19 protein-coding genes are annotated in these 21,247 nt (G+C 38.1%); all 19 read right to left on the reverse strand.

Annotated features, from left to right (window positions below; genetic code table 11):
* Positions 1-7: 7 nt before the first annotated feature.
* Entirely contained in the window at positions 8-826 is an 819-nt protein-coding gene (locus IEV09_RS06870; RefSeq protein WP_188367546.1) for a carbohydrate ABC transporter permease, read from the reverse strand.
* Positions 826-1,689 (reverse strand): carbohydrate ABC transporter permease, encoded by an 864-nt coding sequence (locus IEV09_RS06875; RefSeq protein WP_188367547.1) that lies wholly within the window; start codon positions 1,687-1,689, stop codon positions 826-828. The genes IEV09_RS06870 and IEV09_RS06875 overlap by 1 nt, the downstream gene beginning before the upstream one ends.
* Positions 1,690-1,762: 73 nt before the next feature.
* Positions 1,763-3,079: an ABC transporter substrate-binding protein gene (locus IEV09_RS06880; protein ID WP_209651426.1), complete on the reverse strand. Its 1,317-nt coding sequence runs from the start codon at positions 3,077-3,079 to the stop codon at positions 1,763-1,765.
* Between the two features lie 242 nt (positions 3,080-3,321).
* Positions 3,322-4,221 carry a hypothetical protein gene (locus IEV09_RS06885; protein ID WP_188367548.1) on the reverse strand — a complete coding sequence of 300 codons (900 nt, stop codon included), beginning with the start codon at positions 4,219-4,221 and terminating at the stop codon, positions 3,322-3,324.
* Positions 4,218-4,766, reverse strand: a complete 549-nt coding sequence (locus tag IEV09_RS06890; RefSeq protein ID WP_188367549.1) for a sigma-70 family RNA polymerase sigma factor — start codon at positions 4,764-4,766, stop codon at positions 4,218-4,220. The genes IEV09_RS06885 and IEV09_RS06890 overlap by 4 nt, the downstream gene beginning before the upstream one ends.
* A 243-nt stretch (positions 4,767-5,009) precedes the next feature.
* Positions 5,010-6,368 carry an FAD-binding oxidoreductase gene (locus tag IEV09_RS06895; protein WP_188367550.1) on the reverse strand — a complete coding sequence of 453 codons (1,359 nt, stop codon included), beginning with the start codon at positions 6,366-6,368 and terminating at the stop codon, positions 5,010-5,012.
* Positions 6,369-6,385: 17 nt separating this feature from the next.
* Positions 6,386-7,045, reverse strand: coding sequence for a methionine ABC transporter permease (locus tag IEV09_RS06900; protein ID WP_188367551.1), 660 nt, complete (start codon positions 7,043-7,045; stop codon positions 6,386-6,388).
* Entirely contained in the window at positions 7,045-8,073 is a 1,029-nt protein-coding gene (locus tag IEV09_RS06905; protein WP_188367552.1) for a methionine ABC transporter ATP-binding protein, read from the reverse strand. Before IEV09_RS06905 ends, IEV09_RS06900 begins: the two co-directional genes overlap by 1 nt.
* Before the next feature lie 19 nt (positions 8,074-8,092).
* Positions 8,093-8,950, reverse strand: coding sequence for a MetQ/NlpA family ABC transporter substrate-binding protein (locus IEV09_RS06910; RefSeq protein WP_188367553.1), 858 nt, complete (start codon positions 8,948-8,950; stop codon positions 8,093-8,095).
* 332 nt (positions 8,951-9,282) lie between these two features.
* Positions 9,283-10,509, reverse strand: coding sequence for a DUF1015 domain-containing protein (locus IEV09_RS06915; protein WP_188367554.1), 1,227 nt, complete (start codon positions 10,507-10,509; stop codon positions 9,283-9,285).
* Complete coding sequence (locus tag IEV09_RS06920; protein WP_188367555.1) at positions 10,500-11,696, reverse strand: 3-phosphoglycerate dehydrogenase family protein; 1,197 nt, start codon at positions 11,694-11,696, stop codon at positions 10,500-10,502. Before IEV09_RS06920 ends, IEV09_RS06915 begins: the two co-directional genes overlap by 10 nt.
* Entirely contained in the window at positions 11,697-12,782 is a 1,086-nt protein-coding gene (serC, locus tag IEV09_RS06925) for a 3-phosphoserine/phosphohydroxythreonine transaminase (RefSeq protein WP_188367556.1), read from the reverse strand.
* Between the two features lie 618 nt (positions 12,783-13,400).
* The gene (locus IEV09_RS06930) at positions 13,401-14,435 is read right to left on the reverse strand and encodes a Gfo/Idh/MocA family protein (RefSeq protein WP_188367557.1); all 1,035 of its coding nucleotides are present in this window, start codon (positions 14,433-14,435) and stop codon (positions 13,401-13,403) included.
* Positions 14,436-14,462: 27 nt separating this feature from the next.
* A complete protein-coding gene (locus IEV09_RS06935) occupies positions 14,463-15,431 on the reverse strand; it encodes a sugar phosphate isomerase/epimerase family protein (protein ID WP_188367558.1) in 969 nt (322 codons plus the stop codon).
* 5 nt (positions 15,432-15,436) lie between these two features.
* Entirely contained in the window at positions 15,437-16,147 is a 711-nt protein-coding gene (locus IEV09_RS06940) for a ThuA domain-containing protein (protein ID WP_188367559.1), read from the reverse strand.
* Positions 16,148-16,897, reverse strand: a complete 750-nt coding sequence (locus IEV09_RS06945; protein ID WP_188367560.1) for a sugar phosphate isomerase/epimerase family protein — start codon at positions 16,895-16,897, stop codon at positions 16,148-16,150.
* A 9-nt stretch (positions 16,898-16,906) separates the two neighbouring features.
* On the reverse strand, positions 16,907-17,980 hold the full coding sequence (locus tag IEV09_RS06950) for a Gfo/Idh/MocA family protein (protein WP_188367561.1): 1,074 nt from the start codon (positions 17,978-17,980) through the stop codon (positions 16,907-16,909).
* A 217-nt stretch (positions 17,981-18,197) separates the two neighbouring features.
* The gene (gene mglC / locus IEV09_RS06955; protein WP_188367562.1) at positions 18,198-19,427 is read right to left on the reverse strand and encodes a galactose/methyl galactoside ABC transporter permease MglC; all 1,230 of its coding nucleotides are present in this window, start codon (positions 19,425-19,427) and stop codon (positions 18,198-18,200) included.
* A complete protein-coding gene (locus IEV09_RS06960) occupies positions 19,428-20,963 on the reverse strand; it encodes a sugar ABC transporter ATP-binding protein (protein ID WP_188367563.1) in 1,536 nt (511 codons plus the stop codon).
* Positions 20,964-21,247: the final 284 nt, after the last annotated feature.

Genomic DNA, 21,247 nt, shown 5'->3' on the forward strand with positions numbered 1-21,247 from the left:
GCTTTTTTTATTTGACTGCACCATCAGAAACACCTTTGATGATTTGTTTTTGCATGAAGAAATAGAAAATAATAACAGGTAATATTGCGATGACTAATCCAGCTAAAGCTAAATGCCATTGTTTCGTATATTGCCCAAAGAAAAAGAACATTTTAAGTGGAATTGTTTGCGTTGTTGGTGAATTAATGACAAGTGATGGCAGTAAGTAGTCATTCCAGATCCACATTGTATTTAGTACCGCTACTGTCACCGTTGTTGGTTTTAACATCGGGAATATCACTTTCCAGAATAAATGCCAACGACTCGCACCATCAATAATCGCCGCTTCATCTAAAGCACGAGGGATCGATTTCATCGCCCCATGATATAAGAAAATCGACATGCTACCACCAAACCCTAGATACATAAAGACAATCCCGATTTGATTGAGCATTTGCGCTTTTCCAAAAACCGTAATTAATGGAATCATGACCGATTGGAAAGGAACAAGCATTGCCGCAACAAAGACCATAAAGATAACAATACTTAACTTCGATTTTACTCGTTCAAGCGCATAAGCTGCCATTGCTGAAAAAATAATGATAATCACAACCGAACTCACCGTAATAATTAACGAATTCATTAATGTCTTAAGAAAATCAAGTTGTGTAAAAGCTTCTGGATAGTTTTCGAACGTGAAATTTTCTGGAATATTTAATGGATTCGTAAAAATTTCTTGTTTCGTCTTAAAAGAGTTGGTCAGCATTAAGTAAAAAGGTATTAGCCAAACTAAGCCTAATCCCAACCCGATAAATGCTTTTCCTAGTTGTTTTGACCCTTGCTTCATTATGCTTCAACCTCTTTTCTTTTTGTAACGTAAACTTGAGTTAAAGAAATAATAGCAACACATAAGAAGAATATAACTGCTTTTCCTTGAGCGTAACCCATTTTATTTTCCACAAATGCGGTATTGTAAATATTCATTGCCACCATTTGTGTTGATTTATACGGGCCACCATTAGTTAAAGATAAGTTTTGATCGTACAATTTAAATGCATTCGATAATGTCATAAATAAACTAACCGTAAAACCTGGCATAATCAATGGGAATTTTACAAACCAAAATTTTTGAAAATCAGAGGCGCCATCTAAATCAGAGGCTTCAAGTAATGATTCATCTACACCTTGTAAATAGGAGATATAAATGACCATCACATAACCGGACATTTGCCAACACATCACAATAACCATTGCCCAGAACCCTGTTTCCGTTGTCGACAGCCATGTTTTTAATCCTGGAGAATTAAAAATCTCACTTAACGCAGAAAAAGCATTGATGAAAATAAATTGCCAAATAAATCCTAAGATTAAGCCACCAATTAAGTTCGGCATAAAGAAAATCGTACGTAATAAGTTTGCGCCCTTAAATTTATTGGTGACTAAAAGTGCAAGACTCAGTCCAATTAAATTAATCAAAATAATTGTGACCGCTGAAAATTTTACGGTAAACCAAATCGCTGTCCAAAATTCTGAATCCTTCATTAACTTAACATAATTGCTCATACCTATGAATGTTTCTTTTGAAACGCCATTCCAATCAGTAAATGAATAGTAAATTCCATAAAAAAATGGGATCACTACGACTAATAGTAAAGCAATAACTACTGGTGCGGAAAACAAATAAAACCATGTTTTCTTTTGATGCGTCATCCAAATCCCTCCTTACTTATTCTAATGAATAGAAGTAAGAGAAAGCCGAAGCTCTCTCTTACTTCCGCAGGTGTTATTCTCTTTCTTCTGCCCACTTATCTTTTGCAGATTGAATCGCTTCTTCCCATGTTGCTTCTTTTGCTACATATTTTTGGATTTCAGCGCCTAATGTTTGCTCTCCCCAACCTGCTGGATATCCCATGAAGACCCAACCAGTTGTATTTCCTTCTGTATAGTAGGTATAGACATCTTTTGAAAGAGGATCAGAAATTTTCTCTGTATCATAACCTTTATAAGCCGGTACAAATTTAAATTCTTCTAAAACAATTTGTTTTCCTTCATCTGACGTATATAAGTAATCTAGGAAATCTTTTGAAGCTTGAATTTCCGCTTCTGAACCATTCGGATTCACACCCCAATACATCGGAACACCGACTGGAATCGTGCCTTCTGTTACCCCATCAATTGGAATCGGTAAGATACCAATATTTTCAGCTAATTCTGGATTCACATCGGCAATTGTTGGATAAACCCAGTTTCCTTGTTGGGTCATTGCGACTTTTCCATTTGAGAAAAGTTGCTCAATTTGTTGTGAATAATCTAAACTATTCGTTGGTTGAACAGAATAATCATTACTAATGTCGATATATTTTTTGAATTGCTCGCTGTATTTAAATTCAACTGTTTTTGAGTCAAAAGCTTTCATTACGTCATTATCAAACTCAGCATTCAAAAAGGCGTTTCCTGAGTGAAGACCTGTAATCCAAAGTTCTTTTGCTGCTAAAGCAAATGGCGCATCTAAACCTAACTCTTCTTTTTTACTGTCTAATGTTTTTGCTGCATTTTCTAAATCCGTTAATGTTTTAATCGTGGATGCATCAATGCCTGCTTTTTCAAAAATTTCTTTATTATAAATAACGCCATAGCCTTCGATGTTATAAGGCAATCCTAATACTTTACCATCTTTCGTCGCACCTGTTAGTGTTCCTTCTAATGCCTCACCTGCAGCTTTTGTATCACTTAAATCGGTTAAATTCTCTAACCACATGTTCACATCTTCTGGTCCACCTATATTATAAATATCAGGTTCATTACCAGATGAAAATTTTGATTTAAGAGCTGCTCCATAATCCGAACCACCACCAACCGTTTCAATATTGATTTTAACCCCTTCATTGGCTGCTTCGTATTTCTTTGCTAATGCTTCAAACTGATCTTTAAACTCAACTTTAAATTGGAAAATATCGATTTCAACCGCTTCAGCTTCTGAACCGCTCCCCGATGTTTTGTCACCGCCCTGATCCGCTGCATTTCCACATGCGGCCAAAGTTAGTAATAGTCCTGCTGCCAAAAGTCCAGTTCCCCATTTTTTCATTCGTTTATGTCTCATTTTAAAGCCCCCTTTTCTTTTATAAGTTCATTATGCAACCGATTGCAGTAAAAAGCAAGCGTTTTCATCATTTTTGTATTTTTTATTATTCAGACAATTAGACAGCACTTATAAAAGAACACGAACTAAAGAATTTTTACCTATCTATTTTTACGCAACCGATTCCATTAATGGTGAAAAATAGCGCCAACTCAAAGGTTTGGCCTTTTGAGTTGACGCTATTTCATTCAAACAGTACTTTATTAAATAAACAACCGAAAGATTAGACCTAGGGATTGAACGCACCCGAGAAAATTATTCGAGAGACTTGCTCCTCCAGGTATTTTGGGTGCATGAGGTATTTCCGGTAAATTATCCAAGTCTGGCATTCGAATCGTTTCTGGGAAAAAGTAGATTTTCACTATCATATACACGAAGTATAAAAAGAGCGAACCAAAAAATAGCCACGACAGAATCGTAAAGGTGCGTATCGAGAAATTAATATTACTGAACATATAATCCATAAATGAATTTCTTGTCACTTTATTACTTAGTTCAATAGCTTTTAAAGCTGGTATTTGTTCACGTAAGGCTAAGAATTTTTGACCATCTGTATCCGTTAGGGTTTCGGTAAAGACATGATCACCTGCTTGAAAATCAAGCGTGTAGTGAGTGATTGTCTCTTTCTTAAAACCTTTATTTGACTGCCATTCTCGGTAGCTTGTTTGACTTTTTTTAAATTTAATTTTAGCAATTGATTCATAATCATAGGCATTAAACAACTTTTCCTCAATGAACTCTAAAACGACCATAAAATAGATTTTTTTGTTTGTAAAAACGAGTAAACGATTACCTCTTAATTCATGGAATGTCTCTAGGTAATCTCGTCCTCTCGGTGTTTTCACATGCATCATTCCTGCAATTCCGACTGTTGCGGCAGTTGAATTTTCTTGATTCGTAAACGGGAGATAGCCGATGATTTCTTCTTCTGGAGCAAAATATTCTTGCAATTCTTCCATGACTTCTTGCAAGATGACATACATTTTTGTACGTAAAAACAATTGTTTTTTCTCACTTATTGTTAAGTCTTGTTGCACGGGCTGTTGATCGGATGGTGTTTCTAAATCGGAGACGCTTCTTTTAAAGATATTTCGAATAGTCATTTTCTCTCGACTCCTTTCAATAACTGTTCTTTCAATTTCTTTTTACCTCGGGATAGTCGATTATAAATAATGTCGGTCGATAAATTTAAGTTTTCAGCAATTTCTTTTGGGGCATCATTGTAATAGTAGTAGCTAAGAAAAATCAGTTGATCTTCTTCGGATAATTGATCGATTAAGCTCATAAATCCTTCTTGTTCAAAAAGGACGGTTTCTTGCGCTACGAGTTCAGCTTGTTTTTCTTCTAATGGAACCAATTGTTGCTGTTTAATATTTTTCTTCTTATAATCAAGGGCGGTTCGTTTCGCGATTGTGCTTGTCCAAGTGCTAAAAGCAGCTTTTGTCTCATCGTATCGGGAAATATTTTTCCATATTTTATAAAAACTTTCGTTCGCGACGTCGTCCACAAGTGATTTGTCTTCTGGACGATTTAGTATTTGGTGTATGGCAGACAGGATATTAAAACTAAAATGCTCAATTAATAACTCAAGTCCGGTAAAATCTTTGGCTGTTAACCGTTCAATAATCACTTTTACGTTCGCTTCCATCTCACTGCCTCCTTCTAATACTATATACGATTGATTTTAGCAAACTCTATCATAAAAGACATTTTTTATTTGTGAGAAATCGAGTCCTTTAAGTGACCGCTAAGAAGCTTGTTAACTTCCTTGTCGTTTGTTCAAAAAACACATAGACTTCTTCACACCAAAGAAAAAGCGATAGAATAGCTGTCACATCAGCTTTTCTATCGCTTTTTAATTTCATGTTCAAACACCTAAACGAAGCCGATTTTACATCATCTTCGTTGGATTTAGGCGGTTTTCTGGATCAAAAACGGCTTTTATTTGACGTAAGTAGGTCAAAACGGTTGGATCGATTTCTTTTAAGAAATAGGATTTTTTCAGTAATCCAATGCCATGTTCGGCAGAAGGTAGTCCCTTTTGCAAGGCGACGTAATGATAGAGCTCGGATAAGAATAAGGCTAGCTGTTTCTTCCATCTGTCATCGGTCATTGCATTTTTTAAGATACATACATGAATATTACCATCGCCTGCATGACCAAATGTAATGGTGGCTAAATCATATGTTTGCCCCATTTGTTTGATTTTCTCGATGGTTTCGGTAATTTTATCAATTGGAACAACGATATCTAATGGCTCTTGTTTCGTCACGGCTTCGATGCCTGAAACGATGGCGCCTCTTAACTTCCAGACTTGTGCCTCAACTTCATCGCTTAAGTGTCGATACTCCACTCGTTGATTTTTATCCGCTAATGCTAATGCCTGTTCGAGGCGTTCTTCAACATCTGCGCGTTGATTACCATCAACGGTTAACAACAAGTAATTTTTTGACTGCTTTAAAGGAAAAGAAAGTCCAAGTAATTGTTGGCTATAGGCGATTCCTTCTTCTTCAAAAAACTCGAGCGCTGTTGGGTTGACTGCACTTGATAATAACGCGTTCACTGTTTTTGAAACGTCTGACAAGTGATCAAAACCAACTAATAAGGACTGGGTAATTTTAGGCGGTACCACGAGACGCAAAGCAATCTCAATAATCATTCCTAACGTTCCTTCTGATCCAATAAATAAATCTTTTAAATCATAGCCTGAACTGTTTTTCTCGGTTAAGCTTCCAACTGTCATTTTCTCGCCACTCGCTAGGACAACAACCATTTGACGAACATAGTTACGAGTCACCCCATATTTGACGGCACGCATGCCTCCTGCGTTCGTTGCAACGGTTCCGCCTATTGTTGCCTTATTTGATCCTGGATCAGGTGGATAAAGATAACCTTTCGCTTCAACAAACGTCTGAATTTCTTCCAAAGTCACACCTGGTTCAACAAAAAGCGTGCGTGTCGCTTCATCGAATGCAGTGATTTGATTCATCTGAGAGAAATCAATTAAAATTTCTCCTTTGACGGGAAATGTTGCACCGGTCACACCCGTCCCTGCACCACGAGGGATTAAGTGATATTGCTGTTCTTTCGCATAAAGCGCCAAGTCCTGTACTTCTTGCGTGGTTTTAGGAAAGACGAGTGCTTGTGCGATACCTTTTTGAGCGAGTAAAGGTGTTTCAAGGTAAACTTTCGGAATTGCTGTCCCGAGGACCACTCGCTCATTCCCAAAAATCTCGATTAATTTTTGCATACTATTTTCTTCACTCCTTATTTTTTCAAGGCTTTTTTGGCAAGATAATCACCAAGCCACTGAATCAATTGCACAATGATAATGAGGATTACAATAATAATGACTAGCACACCAGTCTCATAACGGTAGTAACCATACTGAATGGCTAAGTCGCCGACACCACCGGCTCCAATCGTTCCGACCATTGCCGAATAACCAATTAAACTAATAATGGTTAAAACAAAGCCACGAATCAAACTCGGTAATCCCTCCGGAAGCAGCACACCTTTAAAAATCAGTCGTTTACTGGCTCCCGTTGAAATTGCGGCTTCTAAAATCCCATGATCGACTTCTGAAAAGGCGCCTTCAGCAATTCGGGCATAAAATGGAATGGCAGCAACGGTTAATGATACCGTTCCTCCAGCAGGAGTATACGGATCCCCGATTAACCATTTGGCCACAGGAATTAAGACGACCATCAAAATCAAAAAGGGCAACGAACGGACTGCGTTCACCACAAAACTAAGCACGGGATAAAAAATAGTTTGTTTGGCAAATAAAGGATTGCTTGAAAAATAAAGAAATAAACCAAACGCGCCACCAATAACGACCGCAATCAACGTCGAAACAAAAACCATTTGAGCGGTTTCCCATAATGCTTTTGGCAATTCTAGTTGAATAATTTCCCATGTTTCCATTACAACGCCTCCTGTCTTTCAACGATTCGCAAGTGATCGACTTTTGTTGCCATCTTACGCACAACTTCGTCAATGACTGCTTGTTCACCATCAATATGAAGGATTAAACGCCCAATCGCTTTACCATGAATGTACTCAATCTTTCCGTGAATAATGCTCATTAGGACCGGATATTCACGTGAAATCAGACTAATCAACGGCTCAATCGCTTGTTCTCCTAGATAGGTTAACTCTAATAATTGCCCAGAATCAAATTGGTCAAATAATTCGGATGGCAAGACGAGATTCATGTGTCGCCCAACAAGTTTTTGGGTAAAAGGATGTTGCGGTTGACCAAAAATGGAAAAGGTATCATTTTCTTCAACGATTTTCCCTTGGTCCATTACCGCGACGCGATCGAATAATCGTTTAGCGACTTCCATTTGGTGCGTAATAAACACGATGGTTAAGCCTAACTCTCGATTGATTTTTTCTAACAAAATGATAATTTCCTCGGTCGTTTCGACATCTAAAGCACTTGTTGCTTCATCACAGAGTAGGATTTCTGGTTGATTGGCTAGCGCACGCGCAATCCCAACCCGTTGTTTTTGTCCTCCAGACAAACTACGCGGATAATCATTGATTTTATCGGCTAAATCAACTAACGATAGTAATTCTTCAATTCGCTCTTGTCTTTTTTCTTTCGGATAATCGCCTGCTTCTAAGGCAAATAAAATATTTTGACCGATTGTTTTGTTTTGAATTAAATTAAAATGTTGAAAAATCATGCCGATTTTTTTACGTAGTTGGCTTAACGCCTGACCTTTAACATTCGTTACGTCTTTTCCGTCAATCAATAATTGCCCACTCGTTGGGACTTGTAGTAAATTCATTGTACGGACTAAAGTACTTTTACCTGCGCCACTCAAACCCACAATGCCATAGATTTCGCCCTGATTAATACTCAAAGAAACATCGTCAACAGCGAGTGTTTGACGATGTTTCTGATTGAATTGGACGGTGACCTGTTTCAATTCAATTTTACGCATATTTTCTCCTTCTTACTCGTTATTTATTCCAAGAAGCCGGTTGATCAAAATCTTTAAACGGAGAAGCTGCGATTGCTTCTTTAAATGCATCACTCGTTAAGACTTCAGTAAAGGCTTGACCAAGCTCAGAATCTTTTTCTTGCGTGCGTACAGCAACAACGTTTTTGTATTGTTCTTGTAATTTCTCTAAAGCCAGTGCATCTGCTGGATCAAGATCCGCTGCCCAAGAAAAATTCCCTGGTACAAGTGCGATATCAACATTATCAATTGAACGAGCCAATTGCGCTGCGTCTAATTCTTTAAAATCGAAGTTTTTCGGATTTTCGGCAATGTCATTGACTGTCGCTTTTGTTTCATCAATTTCGTCTGCAATGGTCACTAATTCATTGGCTTCCAGTAATTGCAATGTACGCGCTAAGTTCGAAGCATCATTGGCAATCGACACTTTAGCACCTTCTGGTAACTCACTTAAACTTTTTAATTCTTTGGAGTAAATTCCCATTCCTAAAGTTGGTACGTGACCTAAGGCTGTTAAATCCAAACCATTATCTGCAGAAAACTTTTCTAAATAAGCCGTGTGTTGAAATAAATTGGCATCGATTTGTTCATCTGCGAGTGCTTTGTTTGGTTGGACATAGTCATTAAACGTTTTGGTTGTTAAGGTAAAACCTTTTTCTTCCATCAATGGTCCTAAAACATCCGTCACCATCTCACCATATGGTCCTGGTGCAACACCGACCACCACAGTCTGTGTCCCTTCACCTGAAGCTGACGTAGCACCTTCTTCTTTCTCGGCTGCACCTTGACCACAAGCTGCTAACCCTAATACCAACGCACTTACTGTAAATAACCATTTTCCTTTGTTCCATTTCCCCATTATAAAAAGCCCCCTTTTAGTTAAAAAAACTCCCATACTTCTAGCATCTAAACTAGAAGAACGAAAGTCTGATTTACTTGTTTTTGTGTAGATGTTTTACATTTAGACATACGACACAATTGTATGATTCTCGATAGTACTCATCGTAACTTCTCGATATTCACATTGTATTTTAATCTAAATTTAAATATACTATAAGTAAAATATCGTGGAATGTCAAGATGATTTATATGTATTATCGTACAAACTGGTTGCGAATCCCCTTTAATGTTCATTTTTTGCTAGAAGAAAGAATAAGCACGCCTCCTACTTTGAAGACGTGCTCAATTCAATTATTTTGTTTCTAAATCATGTAAAAACAGACCGCTTAATAGTTTTGGTTCAAACCAAGTTGATTTTGGCGGCATGATTTGTCCGGCATCTGCGACAGCCAGTAAATCACTCATTTGTGTTGGATACATCGCAAAAGCTAAGTTCCAATCAGGTGTTGCGACCATTTTTTCTAATTCTTTTGATCCGCGAATACCGCCGACAAAATCAATGCGATTGTCACTGCGAATATCCATGATATCAAATATTTTTTCAAAAACATGTTTTTGTAAGTAAGAAACGTCCAAACTTTCAACAATATCTGCAGCGATTTTATCTGCTGGAATTGTTAAAGTGTACCACTGATCGTCTAAATACATTTGAATTTCACGTGGATTTTGCGACGTGTTTTCAGTTGTTTTTTCGATTTCAAAGTGTTCAGATAGCATATCTAAAAAGTTCTCTGGTACTGGAACATTTAATACACGGTTGTATTCTAAGATTGCTAGTTCCTCTGCTGGGAATAAGATCGATAAGAAATAATCACTTTCGGGACTATTGGTTTGATTTTCACGTTTTTCAACGCCGACTTTAACCGCTGATTCACTACGGTGATGACCATCTGCAATATATAGCGCATCAACACCTTCAAATAATGTGCTTAATTGCTCAGTGATTTTTTCATCATCGATTAACCACACTTGGTGCGACACGTCATGATAACTGGTGAAATCATATAATGTCGCATTCGTACGTTTCCAGTTCTCAACAATTTCTTGGATGGCTGCTTGATTTTTATACGTTAAGAAGATTGGGCTTGTATTGGCATCACAGGCTTTCATATGGTTAATACGATCAATTTCTTTTTCGTAACGTGTAAATTCATGTTTTTTAATTTTGCCTTCCATGTAATCATCAATGGATGTACATGCAACGATTCCTGTTTGGCTACGACCGTCCATCGTTAATTGATACAAATAGAAGTTCGGATGATTGTCTTTGACTAACCAGCCTTTTTCTAAAAAGTCCGCTAGATTATCACCAGCTTTTTGATAGACTTTCTCATCATACTGGGACAGTGTTTCTGGTAAATCAATTTCTGCCTTATCAATATGGAAATAACTATACGGATTGTTTTGCGCTAATTCTTTTGCTTCTTGTGAATTCACCACATCGTAGGGTAATTCTGCAATTTTAGCAGCTAATTCTGATTTCGGGCGAATCCCCTTGAAAGCTTTGACTAAGACCATTCGTTATAAACCTCCGAATTTTTAATTGTGCGTACACGAATTAGATTTTCTTTTTGTTCTAAGTGGCGTTTCATTCGTTGCATTTTCAAATCATCTTTTTCACTGACATCAACTAATGTGTAGGCATAATCCCCACGTCCACGGTTGACCATGTTATCAATATTAATTCCAAGTGAAGCAATCTCTGTTGAAATTTGACCTAAGACATTTGGTTTATTGTCATGAATAATTGTCACACGGTATGGTGATTGGAAATCCATTTCCACTGCTGGGAAGTTAACTGAACGTTTAATGACACCTGTTTCTAAAAAGCGTTTCAATGTACGTGCTGCCATTTTAGCACAGTTTACTTCTGCTTCCTCAGTTGAAGCCCCTAAATGTGGTAAAACTAAGATTTTTGGATTATTTAATAATTTTGCATCGGCAAAATCAGTTGTAAAACCAGCCAATTCATCCGCTTCAATGGCTTTTAATACCGCTTGCGTATCGACAATTTCACCACGTGAGAAGTTAAATAACTTCGCTGTTGTTTTCATCATCGCAATTTCTTTATCACTAATTAAGTTATTTGTTGCATCGTTTAATGGCACGTGAACGGTAATAAAATCACACGTACGGAAAACTTCTTCAATTTGTTGTGCACGTTTCACACGACGTGAAATCGTCCAAGCCGTATCGACTGAAACGTACGGGTCAAATCCCATAACTTCCATTCCTAAACGGTAAGCATCGTTTGCGATCATCGCTCCAATTGATCCTAAACCAATGACACCTAAACGTTTGCCTTCTAATTCGGTTCCAGCAAATTGTTTTTTGTTGGCTTCAGCGACTTCTTCTAAGTTGTCACCTTCTAATTGTTGTACCCAGTTTGCACCTTGTAAGATTGGACGTACGCTTAATAGTAAGCTGGCAACGACTAACTCTTTCACTGCATTTGCATTGGCTCCTGGTGTATTAAAAACAACAATTCCTTTTTTCGTTAAGTCTTCCACTGGAATATTGTTCGTTCCAGCCCCGGCACGAGCAACACCTAAGACTGTTTCTGGAAAGGCATAGTCATGTAACTTTTGACTACGTAATAAAATCCCATGTGGGTCTTTGTTGTCCTCATTAATGCCATAATTTTCGCTCTCGAAACGACTCATACCCTCGGTCGCAATTGCGTTAAATGTTTTAATCTGGAACATTTATTTTCCCGCCTTTTCTTCTTCAAATTTTTTCATTAAATCAACTAACGCTACGACGCCTTCTTTAGGAAAAGCATTGTATAAGCTTGCGCGCATGCCACCTACACTACGGTGACCTTTTAAATTTTGCATATTAGCTGCAAGTGCAATCTGATTGAACTCTTTGTCCCACTCAGCATTTCCGGTAACAAAAGGAATATTATTAATTGAACGATCTTCTTTTGCAATCGGGCTTGAGAAAATAGGTGACGTGTCAATTGCATCATATAATAATTGAGCTTTTTCTTGATTGGCTTTTAAGATTGCCGGTACGCCCCCTAAATCTTCTAACCATTCAAAAACAAGATTTGCAATGTAAATACCATACGTTGCAGGTGTGTTATACATTGATTTGTTCTTCGCTTGAACACGATAGTCAAGCATCGGTGCAAAAACCGGTTCATCATTTAATAAATCATCACGAATAATTACAACCGTCACCCCTGAAGGTCCGATATTTTTTTGCGCACCACCATAGATCACACCAAAATCGGTTACTTTATAGTCATTTGATAAAATATTTGAAGACATATCCGCGATAATTGGCACAACCCCTGCATCTGGGATTTCTTGAAACGCAATGCCACCAATCGTTTCATTTGTTGTAATATGTAAATAGGCTGCGTCTTGATCAACCATTTCTTTTGTAATTTTTGGTACGTAAGTAAAGTTTTTGTCTTCGCTTGAAGCAATGACTTCCACTTCCACGCCTGGTACACTTTGTGCCGCTTCAATCGCTTTTTCAGCCCAAGTCCCCGTATTTACGTAAAGTGCTTTTTTACCTACAGCTAAGTTTAAAGGCAACATTGAAAATTGCAGACTTGCGCCACCTTGTAAAAATAACACATGGTAATTATCTGGAATCGCCATTAATTTTCTTAAGCGTGCTTCTGCTTCATTAATAATACCTTCATAAATGGAGGAACGATGACTCATTTCCATTACGGACAACTGGCTCCCGTTGTAATCTAAAAATTCTTTTTGTGCTTTTTCCAATACTGGTTTCGGTAAGATCGCCGGTCCTGCTGAAAAGTTATAAACTGTCATGTTGCATTCTCTCCTTTAAGTAAGTTGTAACGCTTATTATAGCAAAGATTTAAGGTTTTACAAATTAAAAGCAATCATTTATGAATCACAATCGATTAATGTTCGTGTTACCACTCTAAATAAAGGGTTTTCATAATAACTAAATAAATATATTTCGGAAAAAACTACTTTATTAGCTACTAATGCGATTGTTTTTACTTTTTTTCACGTCAAAATTAACGTTTTACTCCGCGTTTCAAACGAAATCAATGCAAAAACCAAAAAAATTCATAAAAAAACAGACAAAAAGATTGCATGAGCAAAATTTTTGTCTTTTGTTTTATGCCTCTTGTTGAAACGGCATTGAATAAGCAGTAACTCGGTAATAAGCTTATTAAATAGCCTCTTGTCTAAACGGTATAAAATAAACAGAAGCTTCGGAGATAAGTGGTCACTCGAATAAAATCAAAATACGATTTTTTTTGAATGCCCTCTTATCTCTTGCTTCTAAACGTTTATTTTATGCCTCTTGTTGAAACGGCATTGAATAAGCAGTAATTCGGTAATAAGCTAAAATCTCCCAAAAGTAAAGAACACTTTCGGGAGATTTCTTGCTTATTACTCGTTACTAAACGCTTATTAAATAGCCTCTTGTTTAAACATGTCATCTATTAGTGCTAGTACAACACGGACTTCTTCGTTTTTAACGATTGGTTCTGCGCCTTCTCGGATAACTTCATACACATTTTGATAGAAAGGAATGAAATCCGCTTCTGATGATGGGAAGGCAATCTTTTCCATTGCTTCCTCAGATGGTGGTGCCATTGTTTTCGTTAGGCCAACACCTGCTTGGATTGGTGTTGGTGCGCTAACGCCTTCTGCATTGGTAGCACGAATCATTTCACCTGATAGGTCCCAATCGTCAATCTTCGCTGTTCCTTCGGTTCCTTTAACGTACCAACGTGGTAATTTCGTATAGTTACTTGTTCCTACTTCAACAATCGCGCGAACGCCATTTTCAAAAGTGATATAGGTAAAGAAACCATCATCAACTGGATCACCTAAAACATAACTAAAATCAACGTTCATTGATTTAATTGGACTTTCAACTAACCATAATAATTGGTCTAATAAATGAACGCCCCAGTCTAATAGCATACCGCCACCGTGTTCTTTTAGATGACGCCAGTCACCTGGAATGCCGTTTGCTCCTTGAACGCGTGATTCAATTTGGAAAATGTCACCGATTGGTTTTTGTTGGTACATGTTACGAACCATTAAGAAATCTGGGTCCCAACGACGATTTTGGTGAACCATGAATGTTTTTCCTGTTTCTTTAGCAACTGCTAAAATCTCATCCAGTTCTTCCACGTTCATTGCTACCGGTTTTTCACATAAAACGTGCTTGCCTGCGCGTAATGCTGTAATGGCTAGTTCTTTGTGGCTATCATTTGGTGTCGCGATTAGAATGCCTTCAACAGCTTCATCCGCTAAAATTGCTTCAAAGCTTTCATACGTTTCAAAGCCTTCTGATTTTGCAGCCTCTAAACGTGCTGCATCAATATCGTAAACACCTGTAATATTTAAACGTTCTGATTCTGTTGGCATTAATGTACGAGCGTGGTATGAACCCATGCCGCCATAACCGACAATTGCGAAGTTTACTTTTTGCATTGTTTATTCCTCACTTTTTGTTAATGTTTAAGCCCACCACATATCGCTTGGTTGGTCTTTAATCATAATACTCTTTAAGTTTGTCACTGCGCGTGTTAATCCTTCGTCAACTGACATAATTGGATCTTCATGTTCGATACTTAAAACATAGTCGTAACCATATAAGCGCAATGCTGAAATGATGTCTGACCATTCTTTTAAGTCGTGACCACAACCAACTGAACGGAATGTCCAAGCACGTGATTGCACGTTACCATATGATTGCATATCGGTTAAACCGTACATATTGATATTATCTTGATCTAGGTACGTGTCTTTTGCATGGAAGTGGTGAATCGCGTTTTCTTTTCCAAGAATTTTGATTGCCGCGACTGGATCAATCCCTTGCCACCATAAGTGACTTGGATCTAAGTTACAACCAATTGCTTTTCCAGCAGCATCGCGTAATTTCAACATTGTGTATGGTGTGTGTGCTAAGAAACCACCATGTAATTCAATACCAATTTTAACGCCGGCAGCTTCAGCATCTGTGTTAATGCCTTTCCAATAAGGAATTAATTTTTGATCCCATTGGTAGTTATAGCTGTCTTCGTATTCCGTTGGCCATGGTAATGTCGGCCAGTTGACTTGTGTATCTGTTGCATTTCCTGCAGCGATTCCAGAGAAACCATTGACTACTTGAACGTTCATTAAATTCGCTAATTTAATCGTCTTACGTAACAGTTCATCGGCTTCTTGGGCCACTGAAGCAATTGGTGAGATTGGGTTATTATGACAGCTTAACGCTGAGATTTCTAGCCCTTTGTCTGCTAATTTTGCAAGGTATTCGATACGTGCATCGCTGCTCGCTAATAATTTATCAATATCTAAATGCGCGTTCCCTGGATAACCACCTGTTCCAATTTCAACAGTTTGTAGTCCTTTTTTAGCAACGGCATCAATCATTTCATCAAAATTCATTTGGTTAAATAATGGGGTAAATACGCCTAATTTCATTAAATTTAGATCTCCTCTCTTGGTTGGGCATGTCCGTAACTTGGGTACACGTTTTCAGTTGGTGCACACCAGCGGATGCCATTTTTAATGACACGTTGGACTTGCTCATTGTAATAACTTGGGTATGTTTCATGTCCTGGTTGGAAGTAGAAAACTTTCCCATTTCCACGACGGTACGTACAACCACTACGGAAGACTTCGCCGCCTGGGAACCAGCTAACCATCACTAATTCATCGGGAGCTGGGATATCAAAGTGTTCGCCGTACATTTCTTCTTGTTCAAGTTCGATGCATTCACCGACACCTTCAACAATTGGATGGCTTGGATTCACGTTCCAAATGCGGCAATTTTTGCCGTCTTCACGCCACTTTAAGTCGCAACTTGTTCCCATTAATTTTTTGAAAATTTTTGAGAAGTGTCCAGAATGTAGGACGATTAAGCCCATACCTTCCAAGACACGTTGGTGGACTCGGTTCACGATTTCATCTTGGACTTCATCGTGTGCCATATGTCCCCACCAAATTAAGACATCGGTTTCTGCTAAGACTTCTTCGGTTAACCCGTGCTCTTCTTCGTCTAGTGTTGCCGTTTTAACGGTAAACTCTTCTCCGATAAATTTTGCTAATTGTCCATGAATCCCATCTGGGTAGACTTCTTGGACCGTTTTATTTGTTTTTTCATGACGAAATTCATTCCACACGGTTACTTGAATCATTTAAGACACTCCCTCAATCATTTGCGCTAAAGCAATGTAATCTTCTTTGACTGCTTCCATTGGCGTCAGCGTCTGAAACGCTTCCTGTTCTACGACTAACCATGGTAACCCAAAGGCTTGCGCTGTTTTTATGTAATCAACAATTGGTAAAATACCTTTGCCGATTTCGGTGCTTTCTCTTGGATCTTCTTGCATTTCTTTCACATGGAATAACCCAATGTTGGCTTGATGTTGATCGAGCCAGTCATTAACCGGTAATTCCGCATCGTGCAACCAATATAAATCGACTTCTAATTTCAATTCTGGCACTTCTGTGACCATATAATTTAATAAGTCTACGCCTTCAACTTCTTTAAATTCATGCGAATGGTTATGATAATAAAGCGTCATTCCTTGCGCTTGAAGTTTTTGACTTAACTCTTTTAACTCTGTAACAAACTGTTTCCATGCATCAAAGTCCCCTGGGAAAGTCATATACGGAACAACGATTCGTGTATTTCCGATAATTTTTTCGTAAGCAATCGTTGCTTCATAATCATTGGCTAACTTTTCATAAGGAATGTGTGAACCAGCGACTTCTAAGCCTAACTCTAAGATATAAGCTTTTAACTCTTCTGCTGGTAAGTCGTAGTAGCCGGCGAATTCAACACCGGCATACCCCGCTTCCTTGACTTCTTTTAACGTTTGTTTAAAATCTTTTTGACAATCTTCCTTAACGCTCCATAATTGTAAGGCAATTTTTGGATTCATATTCTTCTCCTATAAAAAGACAGGGGCATTTGTTTTAGAAGATTCGTAAATTGCTTCTAAAATTTCAGTAACAACCAGCGCTTGCTCAGGTTTTACAACTGGATCCGTATCGTTTAAGATTGCGTCAATCCACGCACGTGCTTCTAATGCTGCTGGATCTGTTCCCGCACCATCGTAGAATGCCACGCCGCCTGTTTCTAACTCGATTTTCTTCTCATATAATAAACCATGCGCTTCACCGTTAATTGTTAAGCCATTGTTCATATCGGCTCCACCTTTTGTACCAAATAACGTTGTTTTTGATTCTTTCACGTCAAGCGTGTTTAATGCCCAACTTGCTTCTAAATAAACCGTTGCGCCATTTTCCATTACAACGAAACCAAAAGCAGAATCTTCTACAGTAAATTTTTCTGGATCCCATGGGCCCCATGCATTTGCTGCATTTTTTGTTTTTGATAACTCATGGTATGTTTTACCAACAACATATTTTGGTTTGTAGTTATCCATCATCCATAACGTTAAGTCTAACGCGTGTGTACCGATATCGATTAACGGTCCGCCACCTTGTGCTTCTTCATCTAAGAATACTCCCCAAGTTGGAACGGCACGACGACGAATCGCATGTGCTTTCGCTGAGTAGATTTCACCTAACTCACCTTCGCCACAAACTTCATGTAAGTACATTGATTCTGTTGCAAAACGACCTTGATAACCAATCGTTAATTTTTTACCTGAACGTTTTGCTGCTTCGATCATCGCACGCGCTTCTTCTGATGTTTTCGCCATTGGTTTTTCACACATTACATGATTCCCTGCATCTAATGAAGCAATTGAGATTTCTGCGTGAGAAATATTTGGTGTACATACGTGAACCACGTCTAGGTCCATTTCAGCTAACATTGCTTTGTAATCTTCAAAAACTTTACTGTCTGCTGCACCGTATGTTTCTTTTGCTTCTTCTGCTCTTTCAAGTACGATATCACAAAAAGCTACGATTTCTACTTCTTCAATTTTTGCAAGCGAAGGTAAGTGCTTTCCTTTCGCGATTCCGCCACATCCGATAATTCCAACTTTTAATGTCATTTGTTCTCCTCCTGAAAACCTTTTTATTTGATAACTTCATTATAAGTAAAGGCTTTCAATAAATCTTCCCACCTTCCACCTAAGAAATTCCCGAATATTGCCTTTTGCTGTTTTTGTGCATGTTGCCGAAAACAAAAAAACAGCACATCTTTTTTCAAAGTTATGCTGTTTCTTTTATTTATCTTCTCAACTTTAAGGGGGGAGCTAAGAAAAAGAATTAGTTTTTACGGTGTTTCATTAAATCAATCGCAACGGCTACTGCGATAATTACACCTTTTATCACTTGTTGCCACATTGGGCTAACGGCGATGAATTGGAGTCCGTATTGGATAACCGTGAAGATTAATACCCCACTCACGATCCCGCTGACTTTACCAACACCACCACTCAACGAGACCCCACCAACGACACAGGCTGCAATCGCATCGAGTTCATAGGAGTTTCCATAGTTATTCGTTGCACCTGCTGTTCTGGCTGCTTCTAAAATACCGGCAATTCCGTATAATACAGCAGCTAAAACGAAAATACCCATTGTTGTTTTGAAAACATTCACGCCAGAAACAATCGCCGCTTCACGGTTACCACCAATTGCGTAGACGTTTTTACCAAAGACGGTTTTGTTTAGAATAAACCAAACGAGTAAAATAAAGAGAATCGCAATTGGGACTAAAATTGAAATTCCTGGGAAATCTCCAATTTCGAGTAATTTCTTTTGTCCTAAGAAAATGAAATCTTTACGAATCCCACCAATTGGTTGCGATTTATTGGGATCCATATCGAAGTAAAGCGAGTTTGCACCATAAACAATTACCGATACGGCTAAGGTTGCAATAAAGGGATGCATATCAAATTTTGCTACGAGGAAACCATTCAATACACCAAAAGCTGCGGTAGCAAGAACGGCAATAATAATTGGTAAGATAACTGGTAACATCGGTAAATCTGGGAAAAAGCGGTTTGCATAGTCTGGATTTTGTAACATCGATGTCGAAACAACAGCTGCTAATCCAACCATTCGACCAGCTGAAAGGTCCGTTCCAGCAATTAATAACGTAAAACAAATACCAAGTGCAACAATCATTTTGGTTGAAGACATGGTTAAAATATCTAATAACACATTCAATTGCATGAATCGTGGCTCAATCACCATGATCACAACTACCAATAAGAGTAAGGAAATAATAATCGCATTATTTAATAGAAATGTTTTGGTATTTTCTTTGGATAATTCAACTTCTCCATCCTTATATTTTCTGGCGAACATCTGATTACTACCATAATAAAGTGCTCCTGCACCAACCATTCCAACATAGATTGCCAATTCGTAAAAAACATTTGGATTTAACGTGTACCATAAAACAATGGCTAATGCTAAAATAATCGCTCCAGTAATGGCAAAAAACATTCCAAACTGCTTGCGTGGCAAGACTTTTATTCCTGCTTCCATTTATCTTTCCTCCCTTTCGTCAACGACATCTGATCCTTTATCTGCAAAACGTGTCGCGTAATCCATAATCATTACAGAATCGGCTTCTTTAGCGTCTAGAACCCCGGTCACTCGTCCTTCCGCCATGATCATCAATCGATCCGACATGCCAATTAGCTCTGGCATTTCAGATGAAATCATAATGATTGATTTGCCTTCTGCCGCTAATTTATGCATAATCGTATAAATTTCAAACTTTGCTCCGACATCAATACCGCGTGTCGGTTCATCTAAAATCAGTACATCTGGATTCGTCAGTAACCAACGAGCTAATAATACTTTTTGTTGATTTCCACCTGAAAGGTTACGAATCAGTTCATCCATATGTGGTGTTTTCGTCCGCAATTCTTTATTGGCTTTTTCGGCAGCTTCGAGTCGTTCATGATCGTTTAATACGCCTGCGTGCTCATAATCTTTTTGATTGACGATGACGGTATTATCTAAGATCGACAATACGCCAAAAATTCCTGTCGCTCGTCTTTCTTCCGTTAGCAAAGCAATTTTATTCTGAATCGCATCTTTCGGGTGGCGAATCGTTAGTTTATTACCATTTTTTTCAATCGTTCCTGATTGAATGCCACGTAATCCAAACAACGCTTCCACTAATTCGGTGCGTTGCGCCCCAACTAAACCACCGATACCTAAGATTTCGCCTTTTTTCAACTCAAAGTTGACGTTTTTAAACGATTTTGGATCCGTTGCGGTTAAATCGATTCCACGTAAAACAATTTCTTCTGATGGGGTATAGTTTTTATCTGGAAAACGTTGCGTCATATCACGACCAACCATTCGCTTAATAATCAAATCGGTCGTTAATTCCTTCGCCGCCCAAGTACCTACGTATTGTCCATCACGCATAATCGTTACATCATCAGAGATTTTTAAAATTTCTTCCATTTTATGAGAAATATAAATAATCGCTACGCCTCGATCTTGTAAGGAACGAATAATTTTAAATAAGTGCTTTGTTTCATTTTCTGTTAATGAAGAGGTCGGCTCATCCATAATAATAATTTTCGAATGGTAACTCACCGCTTTTGCAATCTCAACCAATTGCAAAGTCGATGGTGACAACGACCCTGCTAAAGCTTCCGGATCAACGTCCAATTCAACTTCTTTAAATAATTCTTCTGTTTGGCGAATCATCTCCTTGCGATCGACCACGATACCTTTCATTGGAAAACGACCTAGCCAAATATTTTCCATGACCGGACGGTAGCGAATCGGATGGAGTTCTTGATGAATCATCGACACACCTAAATCGAGTGCTTGCCGTGAATTCATGATTTCTTCTTTTTTTCCATCTAAAATAATTTCGCCACTATCTTCATGATAAATCCCAAAAAGACATTTCATTAAAGTGGATTTGCCAGCACCATTTTCACCCATCAACGCATGAACGGATCCTTTACGCACGGTTAAGCTCACGCCATCTAAAGCTTTTACACCCGGAAATTCTTTAACGATTTCTTTCATTTCCAACATGATTTCTGACATTTTCTTCTCCCCTTTCCATTTTTTAAAATAACCTTGATTAAACGGCATGAATCAATGTCTCGGTAATAAGCCTGAATCTTACAAAAGTAAAGAACACTTTTGCTAAGATTCTTTGCTTATTACTCGACATTACACGATTGATTGATAGCCTTGATTAAACGGTATTTTGATTGCTGAGTCTCGGAGATAAGGCGAAATCTGCATAAAGCACAGAACGCTTTTTGCACATTCCTTCTTATCTCTCAACTCAAAACGCAATAAAAATAACCTTGATTGAACGGTGT

It is taken from the genome of Enterococcus alcedinis, assembly GCF_014635985.1.
Lineage (GTDB): Bacteria > Bacillota > Bacilli > Lactobacillales > Enterococcaceae > Enterococcus_I > Enterococcus_I alcedinis.